Origin of the sequence: Pseudomonas sp. UFMG81, assembly GCF_015354575.1 — a bacterium.
Lineage (GTDB): Bacteria > Pseudomonadota > Gammaproteobacteria > Pseudomonadales > Pseudomonadaceae > Aquipseudomonas.
In genome coordinates, this window is the sequence record NZ_JACAFQ010000028.1 from 33,215 (window position 1) to 51,528 (window position 18,314).

Sequence of the window (18,314 nt, forward strand, 5' to 3'; positions counted from 1 at the left end):
TCATGTCACAACCTTTTGATGCCAGCGCGTTCCTGGCGACCTGCAGCGGTCGCCCGGGCGTGTACCGGATGTTCGACGCCGAGGCCCGTCTGCTCTACGTGGGCAAGGCCAAGAACCTCAAGAAGCGTTTGGCCAGCTATTTCCGCAAGACTGGCCTTGCGCCCAAGACCGCCGCGCTGGTGGGGCGTATCGCCCAGGTCGAAACCACCATCACCTCGAACGAGACTGAAGCGCTGCTGCTCGAGCAGACGCTGATCAAGGAGTGGCGGCCGCCCTACAACATCCTGCTGCGCGACGATAAGTCCTACCCGTATGTTTTCCTGTCTGACGGCGAATTCCCACGTCTTGGCATCCACCGTGGCGCGAAGAAGGCCAAGGGCCGCTACTTCGGTCCCTACCCCAGCGCGGGGGCCATTCGCGAAAGCCTGAGCCTGTTGCAGAAGGCCTTTTCGGTGCGCCAGTGCGAGGACAGCTACTACGCCAACCGCACCCGGCCGTGCCTGCAATACCAGATCAAGCGGTGCAAGGGGCCGTGCGTGGGGCTGGTCGAGCCCGCCGAGTACGCCGAGGATGTGCGCCACTCGGTGATGTTCCTCGAAGGCCGCAGCCAGCAGTTGGGCAACGAGCTCAACGTCGAAATGGAAAAGGCCGCCATGGCCTTGAACTTCGAGAAGGCCGCCGAGCTGCGCGACCAGATCGCACTGCTGCGCAGGGTCCAGGACCAGCAGTACATGGAGGGCGGCTCCGGCGACGTCGACGTGGTGGCGGCCTTCGTCAACCCGGGTGGCGCCTGTGTGCACCTGATCAGCGTGCGCGGCGGGCGGGTGCTGGGCAGCAAGAATTTCTTCCCCCAGGTGGGCATCGAGGAAGAAGTGGCCGAAGTCATGGCTGCATTTCTCTCCCAGTACTACCTGGGCAATGCCGAACGCGAACTGCCGGGCGAGCTGATCGTCAACGTGGTGCATGAGGACTTCGACGCGATAACCGAAGCCCTGCAGACCCTGCGTGGCCGTGAACTGACCATCAGTCACCGGGTGCGTGGCACCCGGGCGCGCTGGCAACAGTTGGCGGTGACCAACGCCGAACAGGCGCTCAACGCCCGCCTGGCCAACCGCCAGCACATGGCGTCACGCTTCGAGGCGCTGGCCCAGGTGCTGGAGCTCGACGAAGTGCCGCAGCGGCTGGAGTGCTACGACATCAGCCACTCCAGCGGCGAGGCCACCGTGGCCTCGTGCGTGGTGTTCGGCCCCGAAGGCCCGCTCAAGTCCGACTACCGCCGCTTCAACATCGAGGGCGTCACCGCCGGCGATGACTATGCCGCCATGCACCAGGCCCTGCTGCGCCGTTACGGGCGTATCAAGGACGGCGAGGGCAAGCTGCCCGACGTGTTGCTGGTGGACGGTGGCAAGGGTCAGCTGAACATGGCCCGCGAGGTGATGCAGGAACTGGGTTTCGCCGACCTCACCCTGCTTGGCGTGGCCAAGGGCGTGACCCGCAAGGCGGGTTTCGAGACCCTGTACCTCAACGATGTGGCCCACGAGTTCACCCTCAAGGGCGACAACCCGGCGCTGCACCTGATCCAGCAGATCCGCGACGAAGCCCACCGTTTTGCCATCACCGGCCACCGCGCCCGGCGCGGCAAGGCCCGCCGTACCTCGAGCCTGGAGGACGTCGCCGGGGTCGGGCCCAAGCGTCGGCGCGACCTGCTGAAACATTTCGGCGGCCTGCAGGAGCTCAACCGCGCCAGTGTCGATGAAATCGCCAAGGCACCGGGCATCAGTAAAAAGCTTGCCGAGTCGATTTATGCCAGCCTGCATAGCGAGTAGAATCCCCGGTTCAACTCGCAGCCAGTCGTACCGATGAATATTCCAAACCTGCTCACCGTTCTACGCGTCCTGCTCATTCCGATCTTCATCCTGCTGTTCTATGTGCCCTATCACTGGAGCTACATGGCCGCCAGCACGGTGTTCGCCATCGCCGCCGCCACCGATTGGCTGGACGGCTACCTGGCGCGTCGGCTGCAGCAGAGCACGCCCTTCGGCGCCTTCCTCGACCCGGTGGCGGACAAGTTGATGGTCGCCGTGGCCCTGGTGCTGCTGGTGCAGGTGCACGCCAACTTCTGGCTCACGCTGCCGGCGGCGGTGATCATTGGTCGCGAGATCGTGGTGTCGGCGCTGCGCGAATGGATGGCCGAGCTGGGGGCGAGGGCGCATGTGGCCGTGTCGAACCTGGGCAAGTGGAAGACCGCCGCACAGATGCTGGCGTTGGTCATCCTGCTGGCCAACCCGCCGCTGCTGACCTTCTGGGTGGTGCTGGGCTACGGCCTGCTGCTGGTGGCCGCCGGCCTGACCCTGGTGTCGATGGTGCATTATCTTCTGGCGGCCTGGCCGCACCTGCGCGAAGGCTCGGAACAGAAATAAAAACTTTTTTGAATCAAGGGGTTGACGCCATTCGACAATTCGCTAGAATGGCCCCCATCACGACGCGGGAATAGCTCAGTTGGTAGAGCACGACCTTGCCAAGGTCGGGGTCGCGAGTTCGAGTCTCGTTTCCCGCTCCAAATATCGTTTTGTGAAGCTTTCACGAAACACGCAAAAAGGACCTTCGGGTCCTTTTTGCGTTTCTGCGTGCGCGCTTGTGCCGAATACTGAGCAAGAAACGGAGTGGCGACAGGGCCTGCAACCTCCAGACTGCGTGGGAATCATCACGCGTCCTGGAGGGCGGCAACATGCAGTTGTCAGGGAAGATCGCCATCATCACCGGCGCCAGCTCCGGTATCGGCCGGGCCGCGGCACGGCTGTTCGCAGAGGAGGGCGCGTGCCTGGTGCTCAATGCGCGTAGCCAGCCGAAGTTGCAGGTGCTGGTTGACGAACTGGGGCCGCAGCGGGCCATCGCCGTTCCCGGCGACGTGTGCGAGCCGCAGTTGGCGGAGGCGCTGGTGCAGACCGCCGTCAGGCATTTCGGGGGCCTGGACATCGCCTTCAACAATGCCGGTACCCTCGGCGAATCGCGGCCGTTGCCCGAGTTGCCGCTCGAAGCCTGGCACCAGGTCCTGAACACCAACCTCACCAGCGCTTTTCTCGGCGCTCGTGCGCAAATTCCCGCCATGCTGGCGCGTGGCGGCGGCTCGCTGATCTTCACCTCCTCCTTCGTCGGCCACACGGCGGGCTTTCCCGGCATGGCCGCCTACGCCGCAAGCAAGGCCGGGCTGCTGGGCCTTGTGCAGGTGATCGCTGCCGAGCATGGCGCCCAGGGTATTCGTGCCAATGCCTTGCTGCCCGGTGGCACCGACACGCCCATGGGCCGGGTTGCGGCCAGCACCCCCGAGGCGCGTGCCCATGTCGCCGCACTGCATGCGCTCAAGCGCCTGGCGCAGCCGCAGGAGATCGCTCGGGCGGCACTGTTCCTGGCCAGTGATGCCGCCAGCTTCGTCACTGGCAGCGCGCTACTGGCCGATGGCGGGGTGTCGATCTTGCGGGGATGATCGTGCCATACATGGATACCACCACGACGTAGTCGCGAGCTGGCTTGCTGGCACCTTTGCGACCGACAAAGGTGCCCCATGCCGACCCAAGCCTTGCCTGACGACTCCATCGATACCCTGATCGCCAACCAGCTGCCGCAGTGGCTGCTCGATACCCCCGCGCCACACAGGGCGGCGCTGCATGCGGCGCTTATCGCCCAGGAGCAGGCACAGGCGCGGTTGCGCCAGATCCTGGCGGCGGTAACGCCGTTGGACGAGTTCGCCGCCCCATTGCTGGCCGCGCGGTTGCAAGCGGTGACCGGGCGAACGCTCGATGTGCGCCGCAGTCGGTTGCAGAAGGTCCTGGTGCTCCCCGACCCGCCGCCGTTGCCTGGCCGACCCGCAAAACGCGTTCGACGTTTCGCGACACGCCAGGACCTGCTGAGCTGTGCCTTGCACAACTACTTGCCCGGCGATGCGTTCTCCCCGCAAAGTGCGCTGCTCGACGAGCACGGCAAGCGTCTCGAGCTGGCGCCTGCACAGTTCGCCGAGCTGTGCCGTAGCCTCGATATCGGCGCGCGTTACCAAGCGCACCTTGAAGCATGCCTGCGGCCTGCGAGCGTGCAGCCGGCGCTGGCCGCCGCCTACCAGGCCAACCTCGAGGCGGCGGCGCATCTGGCGCATCGCCGCGGCACCCTGAGGGCAACCGCCTACCAACGTCTGCAACGGCTATTCAGTCCCGCGACGCCAGCCCAGGATGACCTCGCGCTGGAGGCCCGGGCGTTGCGCCTGCTGGGCAAACCCGTGGTGGGCGTGGTGGTGGTCGAGACCAGCGTCGGCGGCGTTGCCGACGGGGTACTGACCTGGATCGCCGACGACCCTGTCAGCCCGTTCAACTGGCACCCCTCGTGGCCGGCGCTGTACACCGCCTTGGCAGGGCGCCTGGCCGATCCCGCCTACCAGGCGTTCTTCCAGCGGTTTCTCGCCGAACACGACCGCCACGATTTCAACCGACGCCTGGCTGGGTTGCTGGCGGCCGCCGGGCCGGTCACACCGGTCGAGCTGGATGGGCGTCATGCAGCCATCGATGGCACGCTGTTCAACCACCTGGCGCGCGAGCAGATCGAGCGGATGATCGCCGACGCCAGGGTGCTGGCGGTGCCTACCGATGACGAAGACCGCGCCGCCCGCGATCAGCGCCTGCGCGGCTATGCCGAAGCCGGCCTGACCGTGCTCGGCCTGGCCTCGCTGTTCGTCCCGGCATTGGGCGTGGTGATGCTGGGCGTTACCGCGCTACAGGTGGCCGCGGATGTGTACGAGGGCTACCAGGACTGGCAACTGGGCGACCGCGAGCAGGCGCTCGGCCACGTGTTCGATGTCGCCGATATCATCGCCAGCAGTGTGGCCTTGGGCGCTGCCGGCCACGTGGTGGGCAAGGCATTGCCGCGCCGGGCCTTCGTCGATGGCCTGACACCCGTGGCAGGGGCTGCCGGCAAATGGCGGCTAGGGTACGAGCGCCAGGCCTTGGATGAACCCCGGATGTGGCAGTCGCCGGGCCGGTTCTTGCAGCACTTGGGGGGCGACCTGTCGAGCGTCAGCGAAGCAGAGGCAAGCAGCCTGCTGGAGAGCACCGGGTTCACCCTTGACCGGCTGCGCCGGCTACACCTCGAGCAAGCGCCTGCCCCCGCGTTGCTGGAAGATGCCATCGCAAGATTGCGCCTGCGCCAGCAATTGCCTGGCTTGCACGGCGAGGCCTTCGAGGCGCACCTGGTGGCCCAGCAGGCGCAGCCCGATGCCGCGCAGGCGGTGCTGTTGCGCGACTTTCCCGGCTTGACCCAGCGCGGAGCCCGCGAGTTGGTCGAGCAGGCCACGCAGACGCAGCTCGACAGCCTGCTCGAGCAACAGCGCGTGCCGCTGGCGCTGGCCGAGCGTGCGCGCTGGCTGTTGCACGATGGCCGGGTCAATCGAGCGTGTGCGGGGTTGCGCGAGGCTGGGCTCTTGGCCCCGGACAGCGAACGCCTGGCGCTGGCCATGTTGAATGAACTGGCCCCTTGGCCAGCCAGTGTGCGAGTCGAATTGCGCGAGGCATCCGCGGATGGCCGCTTGCTGGCCCATGCCGGCAAGCAGGGCGCCGCCGAAAAGCGTTTGATCCTGCGTGGCAAGGCCGGATACCTCTGCGTCGACGGCATGGGTAGCGCCCTGGCGGATGCCAATGCCAGCGACAGCCTCGCCCAGGCCCTGCTGCTGCAATTGGACCCGGCCCAGCGAGTACGCCTTGGCGGTGTCCGGCTCAAGGCCGGGCAACTGGACGATGCCCTGGCACGGCACGCGCATGACCACCGTTCGCAGGTCGCCGCCGCACTTGGCATGGTCACCCCGGGCGGGGGCATACGGCCACCGGTGCGCCTGTGGGACGGCCGCTTTGGCTACCCCTTGAGTGGTCGGGCCGAAAGCAGCCGGCAAGCCTTGCTGCGCGGTTTCTGGCAGATCTACCCGACCTTGAGCGAGAGCGAGCTCGAGGCCTACCTCGAAAGCGTGCGCGCGCGGGGCATCGACCTGTGGGGGCATCTGCACCGGTTGCAGGGGCAGTTGGGCGAGTTAAGGGCCGCGTTGGGGGCCTGGAGCATGCAACCCAGCGGCGTTTTCCGCCTGCTGAGCCGGCGCCGGGTCGCTGACCACATACGCCATTGCTGGCAGCGCAACAGCGCTTACCGGCAAGGCGCCGGGCAGCGCCTGTCACTCGATGGCGAGCACATTGGCGAGCTGCCATCGTTGCCCGAGGGGCTGACCTTCGAGCATGTCACCGAGCTGACCCTGCGCAACATGGCGCTAACTGGCGTGAATATGGATTTTCTCGGGCGATTCCCCAACCTGCGCACGCTCAACCTGCGGCATAACATGCTCAGTCGCTTCCCGGCTGGCCTGGAGCAACTGACAGCGTTGCAGGACCTGCGCCTGGGTGACAACCAGATCGTCCTGGACGCCGACGGCGAGCAGCGCCTCGGCGCGCTGGCCGGTTTGCGGCGCCTGGACCTGAGCAACAACCCGCTGCGGCGCGAACCCGCCCTGGGCGGGTTGCGCCAGTTGCGCCAATACTCGCTGCGCGGTTGCCAGTTGCGCGAGGTGTCGGGCGCTGCGGCCCATCCGCCGTTGCTGGAGCACGCCGACCTGCGCGACAACCAGATCAGCCAGTTACCCCCCGACTTGCTCGCATTGCCGCAGCAACGTCTGCAGCGCCTGTCCTTGCACGACAACCCTCTGCCTGCGGGCAGCGAGGGTACGCTCGCCCATGCCGACGATGGCGCCGCCAGCCGTGCGCTCTGGCTGGGCGAGCAGGGCGATCCGCTGCGTGCACAGCGCTGGGAGCGCTTGCGTCAGGCGCAAGGCTCGGCGGACTTCTTTCGTTTTCTGGCCGACCTTGGCCATTCCACCGAGTTTCGCCGCAACCAGGCCGCGATGCGGGCGCGTGCCTGGGCGATCATCGAGGCCTGCGAGCAGAACCAGGAGATCCGCCAGGCAGTGTTCCTGGAGGCCGCAGGGGAAAGCAGCTGCAGGGACCGCCTGCTGCTGGTGCTGAGCAACATCGAAGTGCGGACACGGCTGGTCCGGCGGCTTGCACACCTGCCCGCCCAGGGCGCTGAGCGCGAGATGCTGCTGGAGGGGAGGGCCTTGTTCCGCCTGGATGAGGTGCAACGTATCGCCGGGCGCCACTACCAGCAGGCCCTGCAGGTCTGGCGCAGCGCCCAGGCCACCGTCCCCGCCCCGGACGACGTCGAGATCTTCCTCGCCTACCGGGTCAACCTGGCCGAGCGCCTGGGCTTGCCGGACCAGCCCCAGGGCATGTATTACGCCGACCACAGCGGGGTGAGCCTCGAGCAGATCAATGCCGCCAGGCAGGCCGTGCTGGCTGCGGAATCGCCAACGGCGCTGAGCCGCTCGCTCCTGCAGCGGGAATTCTGGACGGACTATCTGCGACAGGTGCATGAACAGCGCTTCGAGCAGATGAACGCACCGTTCCACGAGCAGCTGGAGGCGCATGCCGATGCCGCCAGGCACGGGCCGGAGCAAACCTTTCTGGTGGCCATCGAGCCACTGTTGCGCCAGCGCGAGGCTGCTGAAAAGGTGTTGCTGCGAGAACTGACGGAGGCAGCCATTGCCCGGCACCGGCTACTGCGCTGACAGCCTTGCAATAAGTAACGACCTGGGCGGGGCGGGGGATGGTCAGCTGACGGTCCATTATCAAGGAGTTTTCCATGGACACCCCGATCATCACCGCCGACTCCGTCGACGCCCTGGTTGCCGAACACCTGCCAGCCTGGTTGAGCACGGCCGCCGCCGAACAGCGCAACGCGCTGCACCGGGCACTGGTTGCGCAGCAGCGTGCCCAGGCCGGGTTACAAGGGCTGCTGGGCAAGGTCAGCCCGCTGGATAGCTTCGCCCAGGGCCGGCTGACCAAGGCCCTGGAAGATCTGCAACCGGCCGTCGATGTGCGTAGCGCCAGGTTGCGCCAGATCCTGGAGAGCTTCGCCCCCCTGGTATCGCCGGCCGTACCCGCGCAGCGGGTCTACCTGACGAGCCAACAGAGCTTGCTGGCCGCCGCCTTGCACAACTTCGAGGCCGATGAGCCATTCCACTCGCTCAGCCAGGTCGTGGATGCATCGGGTCTGGCCCTGAGCTACGTCGACATCGAGGGCGCCACGGTAACCTTGACGCCGGCCAAGTTCGCCCAGGTCTGCCGCGAGCTGGACATCGGCGGCCAATACCAGAACCATCTGGCCATGCATTTCAGCCCGCAAGACCCCGCGAAACTCGCGGCGCTGAACGCACAACTGGAGGAGGTACAGCGCGGCAACCTTGAAGTGCAGGCGCGGCTGGCCAGCCTCAAGGGCGAACTGGACGAGCGGGGTTTCCGGCAGCTGTTGCCGGTGTTCTCCAGCTCAAGCGTGGTGCCGGGTGACACCGCAGTGCTCAAACCCTTCGAGTTGCGTGTGCTAGGCAAATCGGTGGTGGGGGTAGTGGTGTTCGAAGTGCGCAGTGGCACCGCCGCCAATGCCGCGCTGGAGGGGGTCATTGCCTGGGTGCCGGGCGACCCGCACGCAGCGTTGAGCCAGCACCGATCCTGGAGCGACCTGTACCAGGCACTGGGCAAGCGCATGCGCAAGCCTGGCTATGCGCGCTTCTTCGAGCGTTTCATTGGCGAGGCCGACCGTGCGGTCTTCACGCGCAAACTGGCCGAGCTGCTGGCAGAGAAGGGCGATACAGCGCTGGTACTCGACGCACGCAACCAGGCAATCAGCGGTGCGCTGTTCGCCCACCTGCGCAAGGCCCAGGTCGACAAGATCCTCGGTGACGCCCGCAGCCTGGCGGTCCCTACCGAGCAGGTCGATGTCGCCGCCCGGGCGGTGCGCCAGCAGGGCTACCTGGATGCCAGTCTCGACCTGCTCAACCTGATCGGGCTGTTCGTGCCCGGGCTGGGGCTGGCAATGCTCGGGGTCGCGGCCCTGCAACTGACCCACGAGCTGTACGAGGGCTACGAGGACTGGACGCTGGGCGACCGTGAGGGTGCGCTGGGGCATGTGTTCGGTGTAGCCGAAAACGTCGCCGCCATGGCGTTGTTCGCCACGGGCGTGAAGGTGGTGGGCAAGGCCCTCGAGCGCGTGACATTCGTCGATGAGCTGGTGCCGGTGGAGGCCGGGCCGGGGCAACTGCCGCGCCTGTGCCACCCTGACCTGGCCGGGTATCGCATGGCTGTCGGCGAAGAGCTACCCCAGGGGCATGGTGTGGCGATAGAGGGCGCTCGCTATCGAACAGCGCTCGATGCCCGTCGCAATCAGCCACGTATCGCGCACCCCACACGCCAGGCTGCTCATCGCCCGGCGCTGCTGGGCAACGGCGCAGGCGGTTGGCGCCATGCATTGGAAAGTCCGCAGCACTGGGAAGGCGCGGGTTACCTGATGCGTCGCCTGGGTACGGCACTGGTCGATGTTTCCGATGAGGCTGCCAGTGTCCTGGCCGAGACCACCGGTTTCGACGAAGCTTGCCTGCGCCGCTTGCACATCGACCAGGCACCGGCGCCGGCACGGCTGCTGGACGCGTTGGAGCGCTATCGCCTGCATGCCCTGCAACCAGCCCTCGACAGTGCGAGCTTCAACCAGCGCCTGGCAGCCTTGCAACCGACCGTGGACGCGGCGGGGCAATTGTTGCAGCGCGACTTCCCGGGGCTGACGGCGCGTTGCGCCGAGGCGATCGTGGCCCAAGCCAGCGACGCGCAACGGCAGGTGCTGCAGAGCAGCTCGCGAGTACCGCTGGCGCTGGCCGAGCAGGCGCGCTGGGCGCTGCGCGACAGCCGTCTGGACCGGGCCTGCGCAGGCCTGCGCCAGGCGTCAGCGCTCAATGACGATGGCTACAAGCTGGCCCTGGGCATGGTCGACCAACTGGTGCCGTGGGCCGACGATGTACGTATCGAGATACGCCAGGGGACGGCCAAGGGTAGCCTGCTCGCGTCCCTCGGTGCGGCACAGGCCAGTGACGTGCGCACCCTGGTCAAAGCGCCGGCTGGATATCTGTCGGTCGGGGCGGAAGGCACCGCCCGGCCCGGCGCCAACCCCTCCGATGGTCTGTTCCAGGCGTTGCTGTTGCACATGGATCCGCTGCAGCGCATCGAGCTGGGCGCATCGAATCCCACCGGCCAAGCGCTGGCCGACCGCGTTGTGGCCCGGGTGGCCGGCGACCGTGAAGCCGCCGCGCGCCTGCTCGGCATGGCAGCCGTGGGTGGCGGCATTCGCCCCCCGGTACGCCTTGGCGACGGGCGCCTGGGGTATCCGCTCAGTGGCCGCCAGCCTGGCGGGCGTCGGGCGGTCTACCATGCATTGCGGCGCATCTACCCAGGCTTCGATGACGATCAGGTGCGCCTGTACGTGAGTGAGCGGATCCAGGAACGGGTCAACATCTGGCAGCATGTCAGCGCCCTGCAATTGCAGGTGACCTCGTTGGAGGAGCATCTCGCCCTGTGGCAGGCCGATGCCCTGGACCGCCCCTTGCGTGCCAGCCGCACGCGGGTAGCCAGCCAACTGCTGGCCGGTTGGCGCGAGCAGGCGGTGCGTCCCAGCGCCACCGAGCATCACCTGCGTATCGAGGATGAAGCCATTGGTGCCTTGCCGGCGCTGGCCGAGCCGTTGATCTTCGCCAATGTCACCCACTTGCGCTTGCGCGGGCTGGGGCTGGCCAGCGTGGGGAACGACTTCATCGGTCGTTTCCCGCGGCTGCAGCATTTGGACTTGGCCGGCAACATGCTCACCGAACTGCCCGAGTTACTCACGCAATTACCGCAGTTGCGTACCCTGGACCTGTCGGGCAACCGCATCGTGCTGGGGCCAGAGGGCAACCGCCGACTGGCCGGGCTGACCCAGTTGCAACGCCTGAACCTGAGCCATAACACCCTGGTCGCCTCGCCGCAGCTGGGTAGCTTGCGCCGTCTGCGCCAGGTCAACCTGCGTAGCGCCGGGCTCAGCCGTATTCCCGAAGGCCTGATGCAGCAGGCCGAGCTGGAGTACGCCGACCTGCGCAACAACCGCATCGCCACCCTGGATGCCGATTTCTACACGCAACCCGCGCGCGCCTTGCAGCGCATCCATTTGCATGACAATCCACTGGACGCGGTCAGTCAGGCGCGGCAGGCCAGCTTCCAGGCGCAGGGCGAGGCCAGGGTGAACACCCTCAGCCGCCATGCCCCATCCGGCGACGTCAACCGCGACAGCTGGCTGGCGAGGCTGGACGGCGACCAGCAATTGTCCAGGCGCCAGCAATGGAGCAGTCTGGCAAACGAGGAGGCAAGCGAAGACTTTTTCCAATTGTTGGGTGACTTGCGCGATACCGAGGACTATCTGCTGCAGCGCGACGATATGAGCCGCAGGGTGTGGGAGGTGATCGAGGCCTGCACGCAGAACAGCGAGCTGCGTGAACGACTATTCGAGATGGCCATGCACCCGGTTTCCTGCGCCGACAGTGTGGCGCTCACCTTCAGCCAGTTGGAGGTACAGTCCTGGGTGTACCTGCGCACTGCCGGGTTGAGCGGCGCGCAGGCCGAACCCGAACTGTTGCGCCTGGGGCGCGCGCTGTATCGCCTCGACGCCGTGGACCGCGCCGCGGCCGAGGATATCGAGCAGCGTATCCAGGTGCGCGACGATGTCGACGAAATCGAGGTGCGCCTGGCCTATCGCGTGCGTTTGGCCGAAACACTCGGGCTGCCAGGGCAGCCAACGACCATGCGCTACCCAATGGCCGCGCAGGTTTCCGGTGCGCGATTGCTGCAAGTGCGCGGCCAGGTACTCACCACCGAACGCACGCAACTGGCACCGTCGCTGGCTGCGCGAGCGTTCTGGCAAGCTCATCTGCGCCTGACCTACGGCCCGCGTTTCGAAGCCCTCGACCTGCCGTTTCACCTTGATCTCGAGGCGCTCGACGCCCGTGCCGCCAGCTTGCCCGAGGGCAGTTACCTGAATGAGGTCGAGGGCATTGCGTCAAGGCGCGATGCCGCGCAGACCGAATTGTTCGAAACATTGACCCAGGAGGCGATGGCGCGTTATCCGCTGTAGGTTGCGGCCTGGCATCGTCCGGATTGGCGATGCACGGGCGGTGCAATAGCGGTAATGAGTTGAAAACCGCGGCTGCACGGCGTCACAACGCTGTCATCGCGCATCGGTACCGTGCTGGCGCCGCGTGTCGCTCAAGGAGAACCTGAACGTGTACAGCACCACCCCCCGCAGACGGATCCTCGTCAGGGCCGACGCCATGCACAGCGAAGCGTTCGCCGCGCAGTTCGCCCAGGTGTTCGGCACGCTCTACGCCGACCTGCCAGCACTGCCCGGCGGCATTGTCATTGGTGGGGTTTACGGGCGCCACGAGGGCATCAGTTTTCGGTGCATGCAGTACCGGGGCGACTTTTCCATCACGTTCCCGGCGCCGCAGGATGAAATTACCTTCGTCTTGCCCAGCGCCGGGAAGGTGATCGTCGAGCATCACGGCGAATCGGTGGGGCATGCCCGGGTGGGCCTGGCGATCGACAAGGCACAGATCCGCTCGATACGTTTCGCCGATGACCATGCCCAGTGCGGCATGTCGATACGTCGCGGCTTGTTTGGTGAGCGCCTGGCCGTGCTGTTGGGGCGGCCCTTGCATCAGCCGATTCGTTTCGAACCGGTGATCAACCTCGATAGCGCCGCGTTCCGGGGTATCCGGGCCTTGCTTGAAATGGCCACGGGCGACAGCTTCGAAGCCCTGATCAGCACCGGCGCGCTGCTGCCGACCCGCTTGCAGGAGATGCTGGTGGATACCCTGCTCGAAGCCTGGCCGCACAATTACAGCGAGGCGCTGCAGCGGCCTGCGCCGGCCATCGTGCCGCGGCATGTGCGCCTGGCCATGGCGTTCATGCGCGAGCACCCCGAGCAGCAGGTCAGTGGCGCACAGTTGACCGCGCTGACCCATGTCAGCCTACGTGCGCTGCAGGACGGCTTCCGCCGTTTCGCCGGTAACTCGATTGCGGGCTTCCAGCGCCAGGTGCGCTTGGAGCGGGCTTACCAGGTCTTGGCCAGTGGCGAGGCAGCTGGGGTGGGGGAGGTGGCGTTGCGTTTCGGGTTCAGCAACCCCGGGCGCTTCGCCCAGTATTTCCAGCAGGCCTATGGCGTGCGCCCCACCGAGGTGAGGCGCGGCCTGGCTCAGAAGCTGTAGCTGGCCTTCAGCCCGCCGCTGACGCCATGGCTGTCGCCGCCGCCCATGGCGGCGAGCTCCGCACCCAGGCTCAGGGCGCCCAGGCTGGCGGTCAGGTTGACCGCCCCCAGGAACTGGTCACGGTTGTCGAATGCCGCTCGCTGCTCGATGTCCAGGCCCAGCAGATGGCCCTGGCTGTCGACCTGCTGGTCGCCCAATGCGTGTTCGTAACCCACCTCTACGCCGGGTATCAGTTGCCAGCCAGCAGGGAGCGCAACGGGGGCGAAGGCGGCCTTGAGGTTGGCGGTGGCGCTGCGGCGGGTCTGCTTGAGATCGTCGACTTTCAGTGCCAGCTCGCTGCCTTTTTCGTTGAAACCGGAAAGGTCCACGTGGCTGATGCGCAGGCCCAGGCTTGGCTCGAGCACCATGCCCTGCATCGGCAGGCGATAACCCAGTGCCAGGCTGCCCCCGGTGAGGGTGCCGTGGCTGTCGCCCTTGGCCGTGCCCAGGCCGCCACCCAGCTCGCGCTTGCTGCTGTAGTCGAGCCAGCCGGCGGTGGCGCCAGCCTCGATGAACAGGCCCTGGTCAAGGCTTTGCGTGGCCAGGCGGGTGCCCAGGGTGAGGAAGGTCAGGTCGGTGTCCGCCTCGCCACTGGCCGCCCCGACCGTGCCCTGGCTGTAGCCGAAGCCGGCATGGGCGCTGAACTGCTCGGAGAAGCGCCGGGTCGCACCGACCATCAGGCCCTGGCTGTGTTCGTTGCTGCTGCGCGCCTGGGCCGAGCCATCGGTGCCCAGGTAGCCGGCCAGCGCGGTACTCCATAGACGCGTCTGGCCAATCTTCAGGTCGGTGCCGCTGGCGTAGGGGGAAGCCGCGCGGTCGAGCTGGGTGGTCTGGCGCAGCAGGAAACTCGCCGCGTCGGCATGCACCTGGCCGCCCACGGTCGCCTCGACACCGCCCAGGCTGCCGGCGTCGATGGCCGATTGCAGGTAGTAGTTGTAGGCGCTGTAGGTGCCGGACAGGTCGCTGTCCTGCAAGGCTTGCAGCAACGATGCGCCAGCGGCGGCGTTGCCTTGCAGGCCGGCCTGGCCGGGCAGGCTGTTGAAGAACACCATCTTGCCGCGCAGCACGTAGATCGTTTCCTGGCTCAGGCCCAGGCCCTGCTTGAGGTAGTTGTCCATGCTGCCGTACTCGGCGACCACCTGGTCGAGGCCGGCTTGCAGGTAGCTGGCCTCCACCCCCAGCAGCGGTTGGTAGATGGCGGCCATGCCCGGTGGCAGGTGCGCCAGGGTCGCGGCCATGCGCGCCGCGGTGTAGTCGTTGGTGGCCAGGTAGTTGGCCATGATGGTGGCATCGTCCACCCCGGCAATGCTCTGCAACACGGCGGCGGTCCAGCCAGTGCGGTCCTTGCCGGCGGTGCAGTGGAACACCGCGGCGCCGTCGGCGCTGGCCAGTTCGTTGAACAGCACGCCGAACTGGCTGCGCATGCCGGCGTCGCTGACGAAGGCGCGGTTGGTTTCCAGCATCATCTCCCGGGCCTGGGCGGCGCTGGTGAAGGCGACGGTGGTGATGTTGGCGCCCGAGGTGGTGTTGCCGATGATGTCGATGTTGCGGTAGTTGGCGCCGGCCGGCAGGGTGTCGGGGGTGGCGGCGATTTCGCTGGGGGTGCGCAGGTCGAACACCTCGCGGATACCCAGGCCATTGAGCGTGTTCAGGTCCGACCCGGTGGGGGTGAACGCGTTGGAGCGATAGAACACCCCGGCGCGCATCACCCCATCGTGGCGGGTGGTGTACGCCGTGGTGGTGCCGGCTACGTCGCGGAAGTTGTCCATGCCCCTGAGCCGGGGGGTGTCGAGGTTGACGGGCTCGGCGGCCTGAGCGGCGGCAATGGACAGGGTGAGCAGGGAAAACGAGCGGATGAATGGCTGGAGCACGACAGTGACCTCGTTGGGATGCAGTGAGGGGACTACTGTCGGCAGGGGACATGAAACGGAATGTTTCATGTAACCCTGCAAGGTCAATACCTGCGCAGGCTGTCTGCAAACTGCGCGCAGTGTCTGTTCAGCTCAGGGCCAGGGGCCGCTGGCCGCTCAGAAGCCGAAGTCGCTCAGCCCCGGATGGTCGTCTGGGCGACGCCCCAGCGGCCAGCGGAACTTGCGCTCGGCTTCGCTGATGGGTTGCTCGTTGATGCTGGCATGGCGGTTCTGCATCAGGCCATCTTCGGCGAACTCCCAGTTCTCGTTGCCGTAGGCGCGATACCACTGGCCGCTGTCGTCGCGGTACTCGTAGGCATAGCGCACGGCGATGCGGTTGTCGGTGAAGGCCCACAGTTCCTTGATCAGCCGGTATTCCAGTTCGCGGTTCCATTTGCGAGTGAGGAAGGCCTGGGCCTGTTCACGGCTGTTGCAGAACTCGGCGCGGTTGCGCCAGTGGGTGTCGAGGGTATAGGCCAGGGCGACCTTGGCGGGGTCGCGGCTGTTCCAGCCGTCCTCGGCGAGGCGGACTTTTTCGATGGCGCTTTCACGGGTGAAGGGGGGCAGCGGTGGGCGGGACATGGTGCGGTTCCTCAGGTGAAGGCCTGGAGTGGCCTGGCTGAAGCAAAGACTACGCCCGATGTTTTTTACCGGGAATCAGCAGCCGCGGCACAACTTAATTGCGCCCTGCGGAACAATCGCCGTCAGGTATTGACCCCTTCGCTGGCGAAGGGGCCGGCCGCCGTTACGCGACCTTGTTCAGTGCCACATGGGTACTTTTTGCACGACCACCGAGCCACACCAGCAGCAGGCCACCGGCCGCCAGCACGCCGCCGGCCATCGGCACTGCGGCATAGCCCAGGTCCAGGCTGATCACCGCGCCACCCAGCGCGGCCCCCAAGGCATTGCCCAGGTTGAACGCACCCACGTTGATCGACGAAGCCAGGCCTGGGGCCTCGACGGCGGCGGTCATCACCCGCATTTGCAGCGGCGGCACCACGGCGAAGGTGAACACCCCCCACACCAGCAGGGCGATGGCGGCGCCGATATGGCTGCCCAGTACCAGCGGCATCAGCAGCATGATCAGCGCGAGCGTGCCAAGGAAGATCTTCGCCGCGCCATCCAGCGACCAGTCCGCCAGCTTGCCGCCCAGGCTGTTGCCGAGGGTGAAGCCAACCCCGATCAGCACCAGGCCGAGGGTGACGAAAGCGTGCGAAGCGCCGGTCAGTTCACTGAGCACCGGTGCGACATAGGTGTACAGGGTGAACATGGCGCCGGCGCCCAGCACCGTGGTGGCCATGGCCAGCAACACGCTGGGGCGGGCGATCACCGCCAACTCCTTGCGCACGTGCGGCACCTGGCCCCGCTCACCTTTCGGCAAGGCGTACCACAGCGCGGCGATGGCCAGCACACCGAGCACGGCGGTGCCGGCGAAGGCCATGCGCCAGCCGACCTGCTGGCCGAGCCAGGTGGCGGCGGGCACGCCGCCGATGTTGGCGATGGTCAGGCCCATGAACATGGTGGCGATGGCGCTGGCCTGCTTGTCCTTGGGCACCACGCTGGCGGCGACCACCGCCCCCAGGCCGAAGAATGCGCCGTGGTTGAGGCTGGTGATCAACCGCGAGGCGAGCAGGGTGTAGTAGTCCGGCGCCAGGGCCGAAAGCAGGTTGCCGACGGTGAAGATGCCCATCAGCATCATCAGCGCGGCGCGCTTGCCGAAGCGGCTGAACAACAGGGTCATGATCGGCGCACCCACCATCACGCCGATGGCGTAGGCGGTGATCAGCATGCCGGCGCTGGGGATGCTGGCGCCGACGCCATCGGCGATCACTGGCAGCAGGCCCATGGGGGTGAATTCGGTGGTGCCGATGCCGAAGGCGCCGATGGCCAGGGCGAACAGCACCCGTTTGGGGTGAGGCGTGTTCATTGCAAACTCCGCAGTTCAAGTGTCATGAATGGCGCGGGTGGGCGTGCCGCGCAGGGAACCTGCGTGGGAGCGGGCTTGACCCGCGATACCGGCGTAGCCGGTGCCATCTGTCGCGGGTCAAGCCCGCTCCCACGAAGCCCATATCGGAAAAGTAGGTCAGTCCCAGACCGGCGCCAGGCCGTCCGGGCTGACTTCACGGCCGTTGCGTTCCAGCGTGGCGATGCGCGCCATGTCTTCGGCATCCAGGCGCAGGCTTTGGGCGAGCAGGTTGCTGGCCAGGTTCTCGCGCTTGGTCGACGAGGGGATCACCGCGTAACCCAGCTGCAGGGCCCAGGCCAGCGCGACTTGCGCCACGGTGGCCTTGTACTTGTTGGCGATCGCGGCCAGTACCGGGTCCTTGAGCACCTTGCCGTAGGCCAGGGTCATGTAGGAGGTGACGGTGATGCCTTGCGCCTTGAGAAACGCGGCCAGCGTGCTGTTTTGCAGGTAGGGGCTGAGCTCGACCTGGTTGGTGGCGATCTCGCCCTGACCGACCACGGCGATAGCCTGGCGGGTCAGCTCGATGTTGAAGTTGGAGACACCAATCTGCCGCGTCAGGCCCAGCTTCTTGGCTTCGGCCAGCGCGCCCATGTACTCCGGCAGCTCGACGCCGTTGCCCGGGGCCGGCCAGTGGATCAGCAGCAGGTCGACATGGTCGGTGCGCAGTTTCGCCAGGCTTTCACGCAGGCTGGGGATCAGTTTGTCGGCGGCGTAGCTATCGACCCAGATCTTGGTGGTGATGAACAGTTCGTCACGGGGAACGCCACTTTCGGCGATGGCCTGGCCGACTTCGGCTTCGTTCTTGTAGATCTGTGCGGTGTCGATGGCACGGTAGCCCAGGGCCAGTGCCGACTTGACCGAATCGATGACGGCCTGGCCGGTGAGGCGGAAAGTACCGAGGCCGAAGGATGGAATGCTCATGGGGCTGCTCCTGGAAAGTGAACGACGGACCGAACCTGGCGGTTGCAGTGCATGCCAGGCAGTGTGCGGCTTTCAGCAGGCCGGATTAAGCGCCGATCCAGTCAAAGTCCTTTAACCTGAAGTCACGAATCAGCGGGCAGCCCGTGATTTGGCTGGTTGAATCAAGCCGTATGGCGCGGGTCGATTGGGTGCTTCTGGTCCGGCAATCGGTGAATAATCCCGATGCTCAGGAACTAACTACACTGAGATATCTCTATGATGGCATCGGCCAACAGAGGCGGGGCATTGT

The 18,314-nt window shown here is 66.4% G+C and carries 10 protein-coding genes and 1 tRNA gene; 7 read left to right on the plus strand and 4 right to left on the minus strand.

The window, feature by feature from the left end:
* Window positions 1-2: 2 nt before the first annotated feature.
* The 7 genes from uvrC (at window position 3) to IX761_RS19385 (ending at window position 13,189) form a co-directional block, all read left to right on the plus strand.
* Window positions 3-1,826: an excinuclease ABC subunit UvrC gene (uvrC, locus tag IX761_RS19355; protein ID WP_194791159.1), complete on the plus strand. Its 1,824-nt coding sequence runs from the start codon at window positions 3-5 to the stop codon at window positions 1,824-1,826.
* A 33-nt stretch (window positions 1,827-1,859) separates the two neighbouring features.
* Window positions 1,860-2,420 carry a CDP-diacylglycerol--glycerol-3-phosphate 3-phosphatidyltransferase gene (gene pgsA, locus IX761_RS19360; RefSeq protein WP_194791160.1) on the plus strand — a complete coding sequence of 187 codons (561 nt, stop codon included), beginning with the start codon at window positions 1,860-1,862 and terminating at the stop codon, window positions 2,418-2,420.
* Window positions 2,421-2,484: 64 nt separating this feature from the next.
* Window positions 2,485-2,560 (plus strand) — tRNA-Gly (locus IX761_RS19365).
* A gap of 168 nt (window positions 2,561-2,728) precedes the next feature.
* Entirely contained in the window at window positions 2,729-3,484 is a 756-nt protein-coding gene (locus IX761_RS19370) for an SDR family oxidoreductase (RefSeq protein WP_194791161.1), read from the plus strand.
* 78 nt (window positions 3,485-3,562) lie between these two features.
* Complete coding sequence (locus IX761_RS19375) at window positions 3,563-7,642, plus strand: NEL-type E3 ubiquitin ligase domain-containing protein (RefSeq protein ID WP_194791162.1); 4,080 nt, start codon at window positions 3,563-3,565, stop codon at window positions 7,640-7,642.
* Between the two features lie 74 nt (window positions 7,643-7,716).
* On the plus strand, window positions 7,717-12,057 hold the full coding sequence (locus IX761_RS19380; RefSeq protein WP_194791163.1) for an NEL-type E3 ubiquitin ligase domain-containing protein: 4,341 nt from the start codon (window positions 7,717-7,719) through the stop codon (window positions 12,055-12,057).
* Between the two features lie 148 nt (window positions 12,058-12,205).
* Entirely contained in the window at window positions 12,206-13,189 is a 984-nt protein-coding gene (locus IX761_RS19385) for an AraC family transcriptional regulator (protein ID WP_194791164.1), read from the plus strand.
* Here IX761_RS19385 and IX761_RS19390 read toward each other — a convergent pair.
* The 4 genes from IX761_RS19390 to dkgB all read right to left on the minus strand — a co-directional run bounded on the left by IX761_RS19390 (window position 13,177) and on the right by dkgB (window position 18,025).
* Complete coding sequence (locus IX761_RS19390; RefSeq protein WP_194791165.1) at window positions 13,177-15,099, minus strand: tyrosine-protein phosphatase; 1,923 nt, start codon at window positions 15,097-15,099, stop codon at window positions 13,177-13,179. The two genes, IX761_RS19385 and IX761_RS19390, sit on opposite strands and share 13 nt — an antisense overlap.
* A 156-nt stretch (window positions 15,100-15,255) precedes the next feature.
* The gene (locus tag IX761_RS19395) at window positions 15,256-15,720 is read right to left on the minus strand and encodes a DUF1348 family protein (RefSeq protein ID WP_194791166.1); all 465 of its coding nucleotides are present in this window, start codon (window positions 15,718-15,720) and stop codon (window positions 15,256-15,258) included.
* A gap of 163 nt (window positions 15,721-15,883) precedes the next feature.
* Window positions 15,884-17,065, minus strand: a complete 1,182-nt coding sequence (locus IX761_RS19400) for an MFS transporter (protein WP_194791167.1) — start codon at window positions 17,063-17,065, stop codon at window positions 15,884-15,886.
* A 156-nt stretch (window positions 17,066-17,221) separates the two neighbouring features.
* Window positions 17,222-18,025 (minus strand): 2,5-didehydrogluconate reductase DkgB, encoded by an 804-nt coding sequence (gene dkgB, locus IX761_RS19405; protein WP_194791168.1) that lies wholly within the window; start codon window positions 18,023-18,025, stop codon window positions 17,222-17,224.
* Window positions 18,026-18,314 lie beyond the last annotated feature (289 nt).

Coding starts and splice junctions, on each gene's coding strand:
- IX761_RS19395 (WP_194791166.1), bottom strand. CDS start 15,720: ATGTCCCGCCCACCGCTGCCCCCCTTCACCCGTGAAAGCGCCATCGAA.
- pgsA (WP_194791160.1), top strand. CDS start 1,860: ATGAATATTCCAAACCTGCTCACCGTTCTACGCGTCCTGCTCATTCCG.
- IX761_RS19380 (WP_194791163.1), top strand. CDS start 7,717: ATGGACACCCCGATCATCACCGCCGACTCCGTCGACGCCCTGGTTGCC.
- IX761_RS19370 (WP_194791161.1), top strand. CDS start 2,729: ATGCAGTTGTCAGGGAAGATCGCCATCATCACCGGCGCCAGCTCCGGT.
- IX761_RS19375 (WP_194791162.1), top strand. CDS start 3,563: ATGCCGACCCAAGCCTTGCCTGACGACTCCATCGATACCCTGATCGCC.
- uvrC (WP_194791159.1), top strand. CDS start 3: ATGTCACAACCTTTTGATGCCAGCGCGTTCCTGGCGACCTGCAGCGGT.
- IX761_RS19400 (WP_194791167.1), bottom strand. CDS start 17,065: ATGAACACGCCTCACCCCAAACGGGTGCTGTTCGCCCTGGCCATCGGC.
- dkgB (WP_194791168.1), bottom strand. CDS start 18,025: ATGAGCATTCCATCCTTCGGCCTCGGTACTTTCCGCCTCACCGGCCAG.